General features: G+C 72.3%; 10 protein-coding genes. 5 read left to right on the top strand and 5 right to left on the bottom strand.

The genetic code is table 11. From position 1 onward, the window contains the following. Positions 1-76: 76 nt before the first annotated feature. Positions 77-1,972 carry a non-ribosomal peptide synthetase gene (locus tag K8638_RS38305; protein ID WP_223759683.1) on the bottom strand — a complete coding sequence of 632 codons (1,896 nt, stop codon included), beginning with the start codon at positions 1,970-1,972 and terminating at the stop codon, positions 77-79. A 121-nt stretch (positions 1,973-2,093) separates the two neighbouring features. On the opposite strand from K8638_RS38305, the gene K8638_RS38300 reads away from it, so the two are divergent. Both K8638_RS38300 and K8638_RS38295 read left to right on the top strand, forming a co-directional pair. Beyond that, complete coding sequence (locus K8638_RS38300) at positions 2,094-3,605, top strand: class I SAM-dependent methyltransferase (protein WP_223759682.1); 1,512 nt, start codon at positions 2,094-2,096, stop codon at positions 3,603-3,605. Positions 3,606-3,698: 93 nt separating this feature from the next. After that, positions 3,699-4,676 (top strand): fatty acid desaturase, encoded by a 978-nt coding sequence (locus K8638_RS38295; protein ID WP_223759681.1) that lies wholly within the window; start codon positions 3,699-3,701, stop codon positions 4,674-4,676. A gap of 1 nt (position 4,677) precedes the next feature. Here K8638_RS38295 and K8638_RS38290 read toward each other — a convergent pair whose 3' ends face one another. From K8638_RS38290 to K8638_RS38275, 4 genes are read right to left on the bottom strand one after another with little or no spacing between them, the layout of a single operon-like run. Further along, positions 4,678-5,844 carry a pyridoxal phosphate-dependent aminotransferase gene (locus tag K8638_RS38290; protein ID WP_223759680.1) on the bottom strand — a complete coding sequence of 389 codons (1,167 nt, stop codon included), beginning with the start codon at positions 5,842-5,844 and terminating at the stop codon, positions 4,678-4,680. A 24-nt stretch (positions 5,845-5,868) separates the two neighbouring features. Beyond that, positions 5,869-7,344, bottom strand: coding sequence for a class I SAM-dependent methyltransferase (locus K8638_RS45440; RefSeq protein ID WP_223759679.1), 1,476 nt, complete (start codon positions 7,342-7,344; stop codon positions 5,869-5,871). 12 nt (positions 7,345-7,356) lie between these two features. Next, positions 7,357-8,382 (bottom strand): ABC transporter permease, encoded by a 1,026-nt coding sequence (locus tag K8638_RS38280; RefSeq protein WP_223759690.1) that lies wholly within the window; start codon positions 8,380-8,382, stop codon positions 7,357-7,359. Then, positions 8,382-9,335 carry an ABC transporter ATP-binding protein gene (locus K8638_RS38275; protein WP_223759678.1) on the bottom strand — a complete coding sequence of 318 codons (954 nt, stop codon included), beginning with the start codon at positions 9,333-9,335 and terminating at the stop codon, positions 8,382-8,384. Before K8638_RS38275 ends, K8638_RS38280 begins: the two co-directional genes overlap by 1 nt. A gap of 101 nt (positions 9,336-9,436) precedes the next feature. Here K8638_RS38275 and K8638_RS38270 point away from each other — a divergent pair, with 101 nt between their 5' ends. The 3 genes from K8638_RS38270 to K8638_RS38260 are packed head-to-tail and all read left to right on the top strand — an operon-like array spanning position 9,437 to position 12,831. Further along, positions 9,437-10,258: a lysophospholipid acyltransferase family protein gene (locus K8638_RS38270; RefSeq protein ID WP_223759677.1), complete on the top strand. Its 822-nt coding sequence runs from the start codon at positions 9,437-9,439 to the stop codon at positions 10,256-10,258. Beyond that, positions 10,255-11,187: an SDR family oxidoreductase gene (locus tag K8638_RS38265; protein WP_223759676.1), complete on the top strand. Its 933-nt coding sequence runs from the start codon at positions 10,255-10,257 to the stop codon at positions 11,185-11,187. The genes K8638_RS38270 and K8638_RS38265 overlap by 4 nt, the downstream gene beginning before the upstream one ends. 60 nt (positions 11,188-11,247) lie before the next feature. Next, a complete protein-coding gene (locus tag K8638_RS38260; protein ID WP_223759675.1) occupies positions 11,248-12,831 on the top strand; it encodes a bifunctional 3-(3-hydroxy-phenyl)propionate/3-hydroxycinnamic acid hydroxylase in 1,584 nt (527 codons plus the stop codon). The last annotated feature ends 62 nt before the right edge of the window (positions 12,832-12,893 follow it).

Raw genomic sequence — 12,893 nt, 5'->3', positions numbered from 1 at the left:
CCGCGGGGCGGGGCGGCCGTGGCCCCGTGGGGACGGTACACCGGACGAGGCGGGGCGGACCACCCTGGCCCCCCGCTCAGCCCGGCCGCAGCACGCTCAGCAAGAGGTCCACCTGCGCATCGGTGAGCGCGGACACGTCCACCTGCGCCGCGTCCACCACCCGCTGGACATGGTCCGCCAGCTCCCGGACCGAGGGGTGCTCGAAGAGGGCCGCCACGTGCAGGCGCAGGCCCAGCCGCTCGTGGATGCGGGCCACCACGCGGGTGGCCTGCAGTGAGCTGCCACCCAGCGTGAAGAAGTCATCGCTCAGGCCCACCGTGGGCAGGCCCAGCGCCCATGCGAAGGACTCCGCGACCAGTTGCTGCGCCGGTGTGCTCGGCGCATCGCCGGCGTCCCCGATGAGGGCGGCGTGCTCGCCCGTGGGCGCGGGCAGGGCCTCGCGGTCCACCTTGCCGTTGGCGTTGAGCGGCCAGGCGGGCAGCGTGACGAAGGCGGCCGGCAGCATGTAGTCCGGCAGTGTGCGCGCCAGGTACCCGCGCAGCGCCAGCGGCGTGGGGGACGGGCCCTGTGCCGCCACCAGGTACGCCACCAGCTTGCGGTCGCCGTGCTCCTCGCGCACCAGCACCACCGCCTCCGCCACGCCGGGGTGGGAGCGGAGCGCGGTCTCAATCTCCCCCAGCTCGATGCGGAAGCCCCGCAGCTTCACCTGGTGGTCCACGCGCCCGAGAAACTCGAGCACCTCACCGGGGCCCAGGCGCACCCGGTCTCCCGTGCGGTACAGCCGCGCGCCGGGGACGGAGGAGAACGGGTCCGGGATGAACTTCTCCGCCGTCAGGTCCGGACGCGCATGGTAGCCGCGCGCCACGCCATCGCCGCCCAGGTACAGCTCGCCCACCTCGCCCCGGGGAACCGGCCGCAGGTCTCCATCCAGGACATGGCCCGTGGTGTTCGCGATGGGGCGGCCGATGGGAATGCTCCGCGCCCCGGCGTCCACGGACTCCACCCGGTGCCACGTGGCGAAGGTGGTGGTCTCCGTGGGGCCATACACGTGCAGCAGGCGCCCCGGCGGGCCGGACTCCAGCACGCGGCGCACCGCCTCCGGGTCGCTCGCCTCGCCGCCGAAGAGCACGTGCTTCGCGGTGCCAAAGCCCTCCGGGCACTCGCGCGCCATGTGGTTGAAGAGTGCCGTCGTCACGAACACCGTGGTGAGGCCACCGTCGCGCACGGCCTTCGCCAGCTCCCCGGGGACCAGCGACGTGTCACGAGGAACCAGCACCAGCCTCGCGCCGTTGAGCAGCGCGCCCCACACCTCGAAGGTCGCCGCGTCGAAGGAGGTGTTGGAGAGCTGCGCCACCCGGTCCTCGGGCGTCAGCCGGACGTAGTCCGTCTCCTTCACCAGCCGGACGATGGCCCGGTGGTGCACGGCCACGCCCTTGGGCCGGCCCGTGGAGCCGGACGTATAGATGATGTACGCCAGCCCCTCCGGCGTGACGGTGGACCGCATGCGCTCGGGGCTCATGGCGTCCAGCACCGGCCGCTCCGTGTCCAGGTCCAGCGGGAGGAGGCCCGGCACCTTCAGCCCGTCCCCCAGCGTGCCGTGCGTGAGGAGGATGGGCGCGCCGCTGTCAGCCAGCATGAACGCCAGTCGCTCTTCGGGGTGCGTCGGGTCCAGCGGAACGTACGCGCCGCCCGCCTTGAGGGTGGCCAGCATCGCCACCACCAGGTCCACCGTGCGCTCCAGGCACACGCCCACGCGGACCTCGGGGCCCACGCCCAGTCCCACCAGCCGGCGCGCGAGCTGGTTCGCCCTGCGCTCCAGCTCCGCGTACGTCACCGCCACATCGCCCGCGGTGAGGGCCACCGCGTCCGGGGTGCGCTCCGCCTGTGACTCGAAGAGCGAATGCACGCACGCATCGCGGGGGAACTCCGTGCGGGTGGCGTTCCAGTCCACCAGAGCCTCACGCGGGTCCACGTCCGGCCTCCGGCATGTCGTGCGCTCGCGGTTCCATGCCGCCATCCTACCCGAGCCCGGGCGGCGTGCCGGGCGGCCCCGGGTTGCGCGCATGGGAGCGGAGCGACGAAGCTGTCATCCCATGTCCGCCCCCTCCCTGGCGCAGTCGCTCCATTTCTGGGCACGCAACGCCTCCAACGAGTCGGCCCTGCTCCAGGCCTCGCTGCGCGTGGGCCTCTTCGACGCACTGCCCGTGGAAGGAAGCAGCGATCCGCTGATGGTGGCACGGCTGGCGGAAGCAGTGGGCGCGTCGGCCCGAGGGGTCCGCTCGCTGCTGGAGCTGCTGGTGTGCCTGGGACTGGCGCGCATGGACGACGCCCGCCGCTTCAGCCTGGCGCCCGCCACCGCCGCCCTGGTGCGGGACGCGGCCTTCCGCGAGCGGCTCGATGCGGAGCTGCCCTGGTGGGCCCCCCTGGGCCTGCTGGACGAGGCGGTGAAGCGCGGCGAGCCGGTGGAGCACGGCGGGCGCCGCTGGGACGTATTGGGCCACTTGCGAGCGCTGCTGCTGGAAGCGCCCGCGTCGAGGGACGCCGCGGAGGACTTCTTCGACCGCTTCGCCCGGAGCGCGGCGCGCACGCAGGTCCTCGTCACGGCGGCACGGCTGGGCCTGCTGGAGCTGCTCGCCACGGCGCCCCGGACGCTGCCGGAGCTGGGCGCGGCCACGTACCTGAGCACGCCGGGCCTGCACGTGCTGGTGGAGGTGCTGGCGAGGCTCGGAATCACGCGCGAGGAGGGCGGCGCCTGGGGCCTGTCGCCGGAGGCGCGGCAGCTCCTGGAGGGCAAGGCGCTGGCGTACCTGGTGCGCTCGCTGTCGGTGTCCGCGCAGTACTGGGAGGCCCTGGGCCGGCTGGACGAGACGGTGCGCCACGAACGCTTCGTGCTGGACTTGAAGGACCCGGAGGTGAGCCGGCGCTTCTACGCGGACAACTCCAACCAGATTACGGCGGTGTTCGCCTCGCACTTCCAGCTCAGCCGGCGGGCGGCGGCCACGCTGGCGCAGGCGCGGCCGCTGGAGGGCGCGGCGGTGCTGGACATCGGCACCGGCTCCGGCGTGTGGGGCGCGGCCTTCGCCCGCGCGACGCCCACCACGCACGTCACCTACTTCGACCAGGAGGTGGTGCTGGAGCAGGTACGCCGCAACACGGAGAGCCTCAAGGTGGCGGACCGGGCGCGCTTCTGGCCGGGAAACCTCTTCACCCAGGACTTCGGCTCCGCGGCCTTCGACGTCATCATCCTGCCCCAGGTGCTCAACGTGCTGCGCCCGGAGGACCTGCCGGGCCTCTTCGCCCGCGTGGCGCGCGCGCTCAGGCCTGACGGCGTGCTGCTCATCGCCGAGTACGTGCTGAACGAGCGCCGCGACGGCCCGCTGGACCACCTCTACTTCGGGCTGCGGCGCTTCATGACGAACGAGGGCGACCTCCTGTCCGCCTCCGAGTACGGACGTCTGCTTGCGGACGTGGGCCTCACCCGGTCCGTCTGCATCCCCCTGCCCACCCAGGAGATGCTGCTCGCCGCGCGCCCCGGGGTGGCACTGCCGACCCAGCTGGCGCCAGCGGACAGCGTGTCGCGTCAAGAACCCGCGCGCCGCGCGTGAGGGATTTCGCCCGCCGTCCCCTTGCCGCTGCCCGGCCCCCCCCGGTAGCGTCCAACTCTTCCCCGCGTACGAGCCTGCCCCTGGAAGGTCCCGATGCGCGCCGCGCCGAAGGTGGACAGCCCCGGCCTTTCCCGCCCCGGCACCGCGCCCGAGGCGGAAGTGCGCCCGGGCTCCATCGCCGCGCGCCTCCGGGCCCGGTACGCGCGCCAGGTGGTCTCCCTGGACTACCAGCCCCAGTCCCTGCCCGTCGCCGTGGGACACCTGGGCCTGCACATCGCGCTCGGCGTGGGGGCCGCGCTCGCCACCTCCGGGCTGATGCGGTGGCAGCCGGTGGCGGGCTGGGCGCTGTACCCGCTGGCGGCCTTCTTCATCGGCACCCGCTTCCGCGCGCTGGGCAACATGCTGCACGAGGCCTGTCACGGGATGCTCGTGCGCGGCAAGCGCCGCAACCGCGTCCTCGGGCACCTGCTGGCCATCATCGACCTCACCGCGCTGGAGCCCTACACGCGCGAGCACTTCACGCACCACCTGCACCTGGGCGACCCGGTGAAGGACCTGGACTTCGTGCCCCGCAGCCGCTTCGGCTTCGCGGACCCCGGCCGTCCCTTCGTGCGTGACCACCTGCTGCGGCCGATGCTCCTGGTCCACCTGCCCGCCTTCCTCCGGCCGGTGCTCTTCCACCGCACGGACCCGTGGCGGGTGACGCTGGCGCGCTGGGCCTTCCTCGCGGGGCTGGCCGCCCTGGCGCACTGGGGCATCGGCTGGGGGGCGTTCCTCCTCTTCTACGCCCTGCCCTACCTGGTGCCCTATCAGGTCATCCGCTACTGGTCGGACGCGGTGGACCACGCGGGCGTCATCTCCTCCTCGGACGAGTTCCACCGCTCGCGCAACCACATCGTCCCGTGGGCACCGCTCAACGCCGTGCTCTTCCCACGGCATGACCAGTACCACCTCACGCACCACCTCTTCCCGGCGGTGCCCACCGCGCACCAGGGGCACGTGCATGCCCTGCTGATGCACGACCCGGACTACGCAGCGAGGGAACACTCCCTCACCGCGCTGCTGCGCTGACTCACCGCGTGGTCGCGCGCTCAATCGCGTCGAGCGCCTCCGGGAAGCGCTCCGCGGCCATGCCCAGCCCCAGGCGGAAGCCGTGCCCCTTCTCCAACGGGTGCGCGCCCTCCGGCGAGCCGGCCTCCATGGCGCTCAGCGGCAGCACGAAGACGCCCTCCGCCGACAGCGCCGCGAGCCGGGCCTCGAAGTCCCGCGCGTCGTTGGCGCCCCGCACGCCGATGCAGGTGACGAGCCCGCCCCGGGGCGCCACGCCATACACCCCGCGCGAGCGCTCCAGGAAGGCCGCGAGCGTGCGGCGGTTCTGCATCCACTCCGCACGAGCAGCGCGCAGCGCGGGGCTGCCCAGGTCCTTGAGTACCTCGTGGGCAATCCACTCCGTCACGGGGTTCACCGTGTGCGTGGTGTAGTTCTTCTCGTTCTGCATGCGGGCCAGCATGGCGGTGTCGCCCACCGTCCAGCCGATGCGCAGGCCGGGGCAGCCCAGGCACTTGATGAACGAGCCCGTGACGAAGGTGCGCGTGCCGGGGCGGTACACCGTGGCGCCCAGCACCGCGTCCTCCGAGGAGAGGAAGCGGTAGTGCTCGTCTCCCACCAGCGTGGCCCCGGCCGCGTCCGCCCACCGGGCCACCGCGTCCAGCAGCTTCGCGTCCAGCACCAGGCCGCTGGGGTTGTGGGGGTTGTTGATGATGACGACGTCCGGGCGCTCGCGCTCCAGCCGCTCCAGCCACTCCCCCGCGTCCACGCCTGGGACACCGCGCGCATCCCAGCGCACCGGCAGCCGCACCACCTCCGCCCCCTGCCGCATGGGCAGCTCATAGAGGAGCTGGAAGGCGGGCCACGCCAGCGCCACCTTGCGAGGGCGGAGCTGGCGGAAGAGCAGCAGCAGTGCCTCGCTGGTGCCGGTGGTGATGAGGACATTCTCCCGCGTGGCGCCCGGGTGCATGGCCGCGACCAGGTCCCTCAGGTCCGCGCGCCCCCAGTTGGGGCTGTCGCGCAGCAGCGTGGAGAGGAAGACGTCCGCCGCCCGCGCGGAGTCCACGCCGGAGCCCGCCAGCAGATCGCCCACGGTGACGGGGCGGGCACCGGACTCGCCCAGGTTGTAGCGCGCGGTGAAGCGCGAGCCCTCCAGGTAGTCCTCCATGAAGAACGGGCGCAGCAGGTCCATGACGGTGCTCCGGGAAGGAAGCCTTCAGGCGGCGGTGGCGGCGGGCCAGGGGACGTCCCCCCGGTGGGCGACGACGACCTGTTGAATGGGCATGTCGAAGGCGCGCGCGGCGGTGAGGCCCACGGGCTCCAGCAGCGCGCGGAACTCCGGCAGGGACAGCACGTCCCCCTCGTTGGACACGTACCGGCGCAGCGCGAAGTAGAGCGCGTCCAGCGGGCCGTCGCGCCGGTCCGTCAGCAGGTAGCCGGAGATGAGCAGCACGCCCCCGGGCTTCAGCGCGCGGGCCAGCAGCGAGAAGAAGCCCGGCAGCTCCGCGGGCGGCAGCGCGGGGATGATTTGCGGCAGGAGGATGACGTCGTAGGTGGCCTCGCCATAGTCCACCCCCAGGCAGTCGCCGGCCCACAGGCGCGAGCGCGGCTCCAGCTTCAGCTTCGCCAGGTGCGGGCGCACGGCGTCCAGCACGTGCGGCGAGTCCAGGAAGGTGACGTGCGTGGACGGGTCCGCCAGCCCGAAGGCCGAGCCCCACACGCCCGAGCCGGTGCCCACGTCCAGCACCCGGGCCCCGGCCAGCGAGCGCATGGAGCGCACCAGGTCCGCCGCCTTCCGGCTCAGCCGCAGGTGCGAGGCGAAGATGCTGGAGATGCGCGAGGCGTTCTCCTGGTAGATGCGGCGCGCCGTCTCCGGGTCTCTCAAGTCCAGCCGGAACCTGCGCTCGCGCACCGCCTCGTCCAGGTGCCCGAAGGCCTCCCAGTAGGCCATGGTGGCCGGCAGCGCCCGCTGGAAGTACGGCAGGCTCTGCGCGTCCAGCGCCCGGGCCGCCGCCTCCGTGAAGCCCCAGGCATCGTCCCCTACCGGGCGGGTGAGGCCCATGGAGCCCAGCACGCCCAGCAGCACGCCCAGCCCTTCCGGGGAGGCGCCCGCCCCACGCGCCAGCTCCCCCAGCGGGGCCGCGCCGGAGACCATGCGCTCCAGCAGTCCCAGCTCCGCGGCCGTCACCAGGGCCTGGGTGCGGAGGAAGTTGCGCGCGAGCCGGTCATGGAAGTCCGAGGCCTCGGCGCTCGGGGCCTGCACGGGTGGCCCCAGGAACAGCTCGCGATACCGTCCGAGCAACGCCCATGACGCGCCTCGCCACTCCACGGCGGCGCCGGTGCGCACGGCCTCCGGCAGCTTCGCGGCCACGTGCCACCAGCGCCGGGCCTCGTGCAGCCGCGAGGCGAAGGCGGTGTCTCTCAGGAAGGCGGCGGTCGTCCCCGGGAGCGAGTAGCCCCGTCCTTCCTCCAGGAGGACGAAGCCCAGCGCCACCAGCGGCTCGATGACGGCGCGTGTGCCACGGAGGTTGCCCCCCACGTGCCGGGCGAGGGCCTCCAGCGGCACGGGCTCACGGCTCCCCGCTTCCGGCAGGTGCTCGAGGAAGCCGAGCGCGAGCGCGGCCTGGAGCGCCGCGGACTCGTTGCTGGCGTCCCGGGCGTGGAAGTTGAGCTGCTGGACGAAGTCAGACACGGATTGCTCCCTTCACACCCAGCGGAACCAGCGCAGGGCCATCACCATGGGCACCACCGTCCAGGCGGCCAGCACCGCCAGGGTGTGCCCCAGCGTGTCCAGGCCAGCGCCCTCCAGCATGATGGCCCGGAGTGAGTCGTTGACCACCGTGAGCGGCAGAACCTGGATGAAGGGCTGCAGCCAGCCGGGGAAGTTCTCCGAGGAGAAGAAGACCCCGGACAGGAACAGCATCGGCATGGTGACGAGGTTGACGAGCCCGTTCACCGCCTCCTCGGTCCGCGCCCGGATGGCCACCAGCAGCCCGAGCGCGGCGAAGGTCAGCGCCCCCATCATGCCCACCAGGGTGAAGGTCGCGTAGTCGCCGAACATGGGCACGCCGAAGAGCCACCGGGCGAAAGCGCAGAAGAAGGCCAGCTCCAGCAGGGCGAACAGGAGGCGCCCCACCAGGAAGGCGATGAAGAAATCGGAGCGGCGCATGGGGGTCGCCGCCAGCCGCTTGAGCAGCTTCCCCCCGCGCATGAAGACCAGCGCGCTGGAGAGCGACCACAGGCTGCTGGACATCAGCGACATCCCGAGCAGGCCGGGGATGAGGAAGTCGATGTAGCGATTGCCCGGCTCGGACACCGGCGTCGCCTTCAAGGCCTCGACGCGCGGCCGGTCCTCCCGGGAGTCGAGCGCCTGGGCCACCAGCAGCCGCGCCGCGCGGCCGTCCGGCCGGGCCGGGTCCACCAGGGCCTCCGGTGCCTCTCCGGACAGCAGCACCAGCGACACCTGTCCCCGCGCCAGCCGGCGGCGGGCGTCCACCTCGGCCAGCCGCTGCACGTGCAGCTCGGGCGTGCCCTCCAGCCGCGCCACGAGCGCCGCCGCGCCCGGCCCTTCCACGATGGCGACCTTCACCGGCCCCAGCGCCTCGGTGCGGAAGGCCAGCCCCAGCACCAGCGTGGTGATGAGGGGGAAGGCGAACGTCCAGAAGAGCACCTCCGGCTGCCGGAACAGCATCCGCAGCCGCATGAGGATGAGCTGGCCCAGGGGCTCCATCACGCCGCCTTCTCTTCCGGCTCGCCCTCGCGCAGCGAGCGGCCCGTCAGTCCGATGAAGACGTCATCCAGGGTGGGCCGGCGCGTGGACAGGTGCCGCAATTCGGCGCCGCCCGCCTCCACCTCGCGCAGCACCGCCGGCAGGGACAGGTGCAGCTCGCGCACCCGCAGGGTGATGCGGTCGGCGTGCCGCTGCGCCGCCACCACCGACGGGAGTGGACGCAGCCGCTCCAGGTCGGGCACGGGGACCGCCTCCAGCTCGATGACCTGCTCGGCGCCCAGCGAGGCGATGATGTCCCTCGGCGTGCCCCGGGCAATCACCCGGCCGTGGTCGATGATGACCAGCCGGTCGCACAGCACCTCGGCTTCGTCCATGTAGTGCGTGGTCAGCACCACCGTGCGCCCGCGCGCCTTGAGCTGGGCCACCACGTCCCACAGCGCGCGGCGGGACTGCGGGTCCAGTCCGGTGGTGGGCTCGTCGAGGAAGAGGACCTCCGGGTCCCCCGCCAGCGCCAGCGCCAGCGCCAGCCGCTGCCGCTGGCCGCCGGACAGCTTGCCCACCCTCGCGTGGCGCTTCTCCCCGAGCTGCACCAGCCCGATGAGCGCCTCCACCTCCAGCGGGCGCGGGTAGAACGAGGCGAACAGCCGCGTCATCTCCTCGACGGTGAGCAGGTCCACCAGGCGCGTCTCCTGGAGTGTCAGCCCGATGCGCTGCCGCAGCTCATGCGCGTGCGTGTCCCACCGCAGCCCCAGCAGCCTCACCTCTCCCGAGGTGGCCGCCTGGAGCCCCTCGAGAATCTCCACCGTGGTCGTCTTGCCGGCGCCGTTGGGCCCGAGCAGCCCCAGGCACTCGCCCCGGCGGATGTCCAGGTCGATGCCATCCACGGCCGTCACGTCGCCGAAGCGCTTGACCAGGCCCTTCACCTCGATGGCGAGCTCGTCCTTGTGTGTCATGAGTGGGGGTGGGCGGCAGTATGGCCCAGGGGGCGGCCCGGTGCCCACCCCGCGTGGCGCGGAAAGCAGCGGGCCCGGGCGGGCGTGCTACGTTCCCCTCCGTGTCCGAAAGTGACTCACTGCAAGCGCGGGTGGACCGGCTGGAACTGCCGTTCAACGAGTTCGGCGTGGACCCGTATGGCATCTCCAAGCGCCACCTGAAGCAGGCGCTGCCCGTCTTCGCGGCGCTCTACCGGTACTACTTCCGGGTGCGCTGCTTCGGCATCGAGCACATCCCCCCGCGCGGCCGGGCGATGCTGGTGGGCAACCACTCCGGCGGGGTGGCGGTGGACGGCGCCATGGTGCTGGCCTCCACCATGCTGGAGATGGAGCCGCCCCGGCTGGCGCAGGGCATGGTGGAGCGCTTCCTCCACAAGTTCCCCGTGTCCTCGCTGTGGGCCAGCCGCACCGGCCAGTTCACCGGGCTGCCCGAGCACGCCCGGCGGCTGCTGGAGGACGACCGGCTGCTGATGATTTTTCCGGAGGGCGCGAAGGGCACGGCCAAGCTCTACCGCCAGCGCTACTCGCTGGTGGACTTCGGCACGGGCTTCATCCGGCTGGCGCTGCAGACGCGCTCGCCCATCATCCCCTTCGCCTTCCTGGGCGGTGGCACGGCCATCCCCACCGTGTTCAACGCTTATGGGCTGGGGAAGCTGCTGGGCGTGCCGTACGTGCCGCTCACCCCGTACGTGCTGCCGCTGCCCCTTCCGGTGCAGCTCGAAATCCACTACGGCGAGCCGCTCGTCTTCCAGGGCACGGGGGACGAGGAGGACCACGTCATCGAGGGCTATGTGCAGAAGGTGAAGGCGCGAATCTCCGGACTCATCGAGCGCGGCCGCGCGGAGCGTCACGGCCGGCGGCAGGGAACGAGGCTGCTGCCATGAGAGTGCTCATCCCGGGCATCTCCGGAGGAATCGCCAGGAAGCTGGCCCTGCGGCTGCACGAGGCGGGGCACCAGGTGGCGGGCATCGACATCCGCCCGTGGGAAGAGGCGCGCGAGCTGGGCATCGAGGTGTTCCGCGGTGACGTACGCAAGCGCGCCGCGGAGGACGTGTTCCGGCGCTGGCATCCAGAGGCGGTGGTGCACATGGCCACCGTGACGGCCTTCACGGTGCAGGGGGCGGAGCGCGGCCGCATCAACCTGGACGGCACCAAGGCGCTGTTCGACCACTGCGCGGCGCACGGGGTGAAGCAGATTCTCTTCGTGGGGCGGCACACGTTCTACGGGGCGGCGCCGGACTCGCCGTTGTACCACTCGGAGGACGAGCCCCCGCGCGCGCTGGAATCGATTCCAGAGCTGGCGGACCTGGTGGCGGCGGACCTGTACGCGGCCACGGCGCTGTGGCGGTTCCCGAAGCTGACGACGGCGATATTGCGGCTGCCCTACACGCTGGGGGCGCCGGGCACGGGCACGCTGGCGTCCTTCCTCAAGGGCCAGCGGGTGCCGCTGGTGCTGGGGTACGACCCGCTGTTCCACGTCCTGCAGGAGGAGGACGTGGTGGCGGCGCTGGTGTTGGCGCTGGAGAAGGGGTTGCAGGGCATCTACAACGTGGCGGGCCCACCGCCGATTCCTCTCTCCGTCATTGTGCGGGAGACGGGGCGCACGGGGATTCCGCTGCCGGCGCCAGTGCTGAGGTTGCTGCTGGGAAGGGGCGGCTTCCCGCGCCTGTCGGTGGGCGCGCTGGACCACCTGCGCTACCCCATCGTCGTGGACAACCGCCGCTTCCTGGAGGCCACGGGCTTCGAGTACCAGTACAGCGTGGCCGACATCCTGCGCATCTACCGCGAGTCAGCGCCGGTGCCTCGGGGCTGATTCGAGAGGCGACTACACTGAGCGGGTAAGCAGACACGGCAGGACTTCCGGGGGGAAGACATGGCGGCGAGCACGGATGACGTGGACGTGGTCATCGCGGGAGGCGGCCCGGTGGGTGTGCTCACCGCGAACCTGCTGGGCCTCCACGGCGTGCGAGTGCTGGTGCTGGAGCGCGAGTCCACACCCCACGGCCAGCCCCGCGCCTTCTCGTGCGACGACGAGGCGCTGCGCATCTACCAATCCGCGGGCCTCAGCGACGCGCTGAAGCCGGACCTGCGACAGAGCCGGCGCGTCACGTACACGGGCGTTGGAGGCAAACCCATCGCGGAGCTCCACCTGAGCGAGGTGGACTTCGGCTTCGGCTACACGCCCATCTGGTTCTTCTACCAACCGCTGCTGGAGAAGGCGCTCCGCGAGGGGCTCGGGCGCTTCGAGTCGGCGACGCTGCGGCTCGGCGCGGAAGTGGAGTCACTCGAACAGGACCCCACCGGAGTCACGGTGCGAGTCCACGACCTCACCAGCGGAGAGCGGAGCACGGTGCGCGCACGCTACCTCGTGGGCTGCGACGGGGGCCGGAGCACGGTGCGCGGGCTGCTCGGCATCTCCATGGAGGGGCGCAGCTACGAGGAGCCCTGGATTGCCATCTCCGGCACGGTGGCGGAGGAAGACGCGCCACCCGAGTGCAGCATCGTCTGCGACCCGGTGCGCCCCGGCTTCGTGGGCCGTGGCCCCATGGAACAGTTCCGCTGGGAGTTCCGGCTGCGGCCCGGTGAGACGGGCGAGGAGATGGTGCAGCCCGGCTCGGTCCGCCGCCTGATAGCCCCCTACGTCAACCCGGACCGGGTGAAGGTGGAGCGGGCGCAGCTCTACGCCTTCCGCTGCCTGATGGCTCCGCGCTGGCGGGAGGGACGCACCTTCCTGGCGGGCGACGCGGCCCACATGATGCCGCCCTTCATGGGCCAGGGCCTCGTCTCCGGCCTGCGGGACGCGGCGAACCTCGCCTGGAAGCTGGCTCGGGTGCTTCAGGGGCGCGCCCCGGAAGCGCTGCTGGACTCGTACGAGCAGGAGCGCCGCCCGCATGTGCGCACCATGCTCGATGCCACCGTGCGGCTGGGCTACGTGTTCCAAGCGCGCAACACCCCCACCGCCCTGCTGCGAGACGCGCTGCTGCGCGGCCTCCAGCGCATCCCGAGCGTTCGCCACTTCGTGGAGGGCTTCCGGTTCAAGCCACCGCCGTCCATCGAAGAGGGCTGGCTGCTGGGAGGCCGCCGCTCCGGACGCGACGCTCCGGAGGGCAGCTACTTCCCACAGCCCCGCGTGCGGTTGTCATCCGGAGAGGAGCGGCTGCTGGACGACTCGCTGGGCTCGGGGTTCGCCGTGCTGAGCAGGAAGAACAGTCCCGCAACCGAGGCCGCGTATGGGCTCGCGGAGGCACTGGGAGGCCGGGCCGTCACCGTGGGCCCCCCAGGCCTGAGGAGCACCGCCCCAGCCGAGGTGGAGGACCACACCGGAAGGCTGGCGGAGTGGTTCACCCGGCATGGCGTGGCCGTGGCCGTGGTCCGCCCGGACCGCTTCGTCTTCGGCGCGGTGCCGCTGGCGCGGCTGCCGGAGCTGCGCACGGCGCTGGGATTGAGTCCCGGCTGACCCCGAGCCTGGCTGCAAGCCCTCCGGTCTTGCAGCGCTCAAAGACAGACACTCGTCCATCC

Origin of the sequence: Myxococcus sp. RHSTA-1-4 (assembly GCF_020037125.1) — a bacterium.
GTDB lineage: Bacteria > Myxococcota > Myxococcia > Myxococcales > Myxococcaceae > Myxococcus.
This window is presented reverse-complemented; position numbering and strand designations above follow the sequence as displayed.

Bases quoted from the DNA above. Each gene is read 5' to 3' on its own strand.
- K8638_RS38300 (WP_223759682.1), top strand. From the start codon at position 2,094: ATGTCCGCCCCCTCCCTGGCGCAGTCGCTCCATTTCTGGGCACGCAAC.
- K8638_RS38295 (WP_223759681.1), top strand. From the start codon at position 3,699: ATGCGCGCCGCGCCGAAGGTGGACAGCCCCGGCCTTTCCCGCCCCGGC.
- K8638_RS38290 (WP_223759680.1), bottom strand. From the start codon at position 5,844: ATGGACCTGCTGCGCCCGTTCTTCATGGAGGACTACCTGGAGGGCTCG.
- K8638_RS38280 (WP_223759690.1), bottom strand. From the start codon at position 8,382: ATGGAGCCCCTGGGCCAGCTCATCCTCATGCGGCTGCGGATGCTGTTC.
- K8638_RS38275 (WP_223759678.1), bottom strand. From the start codon at position 9,335: ATGACACACAAGGACGAGCTCGCCATCGAGGTGAAGGGCCTGGTCAAG.
- K8638_RS38265 (WP_223759676.1), top strand. From the start codon at position 10,255: ATGAGAGTGCTCATCCCGGGCATCTCCGGAGGAATCGCCAGGAAGCTG.
- K8638_RS38260 (WP_223759675.1), top strand. From the start codon at position 11,248: ATGGCGGCGAGCACGGATGACGTGGACGTGGTCATCGCGGGAGGCGGC.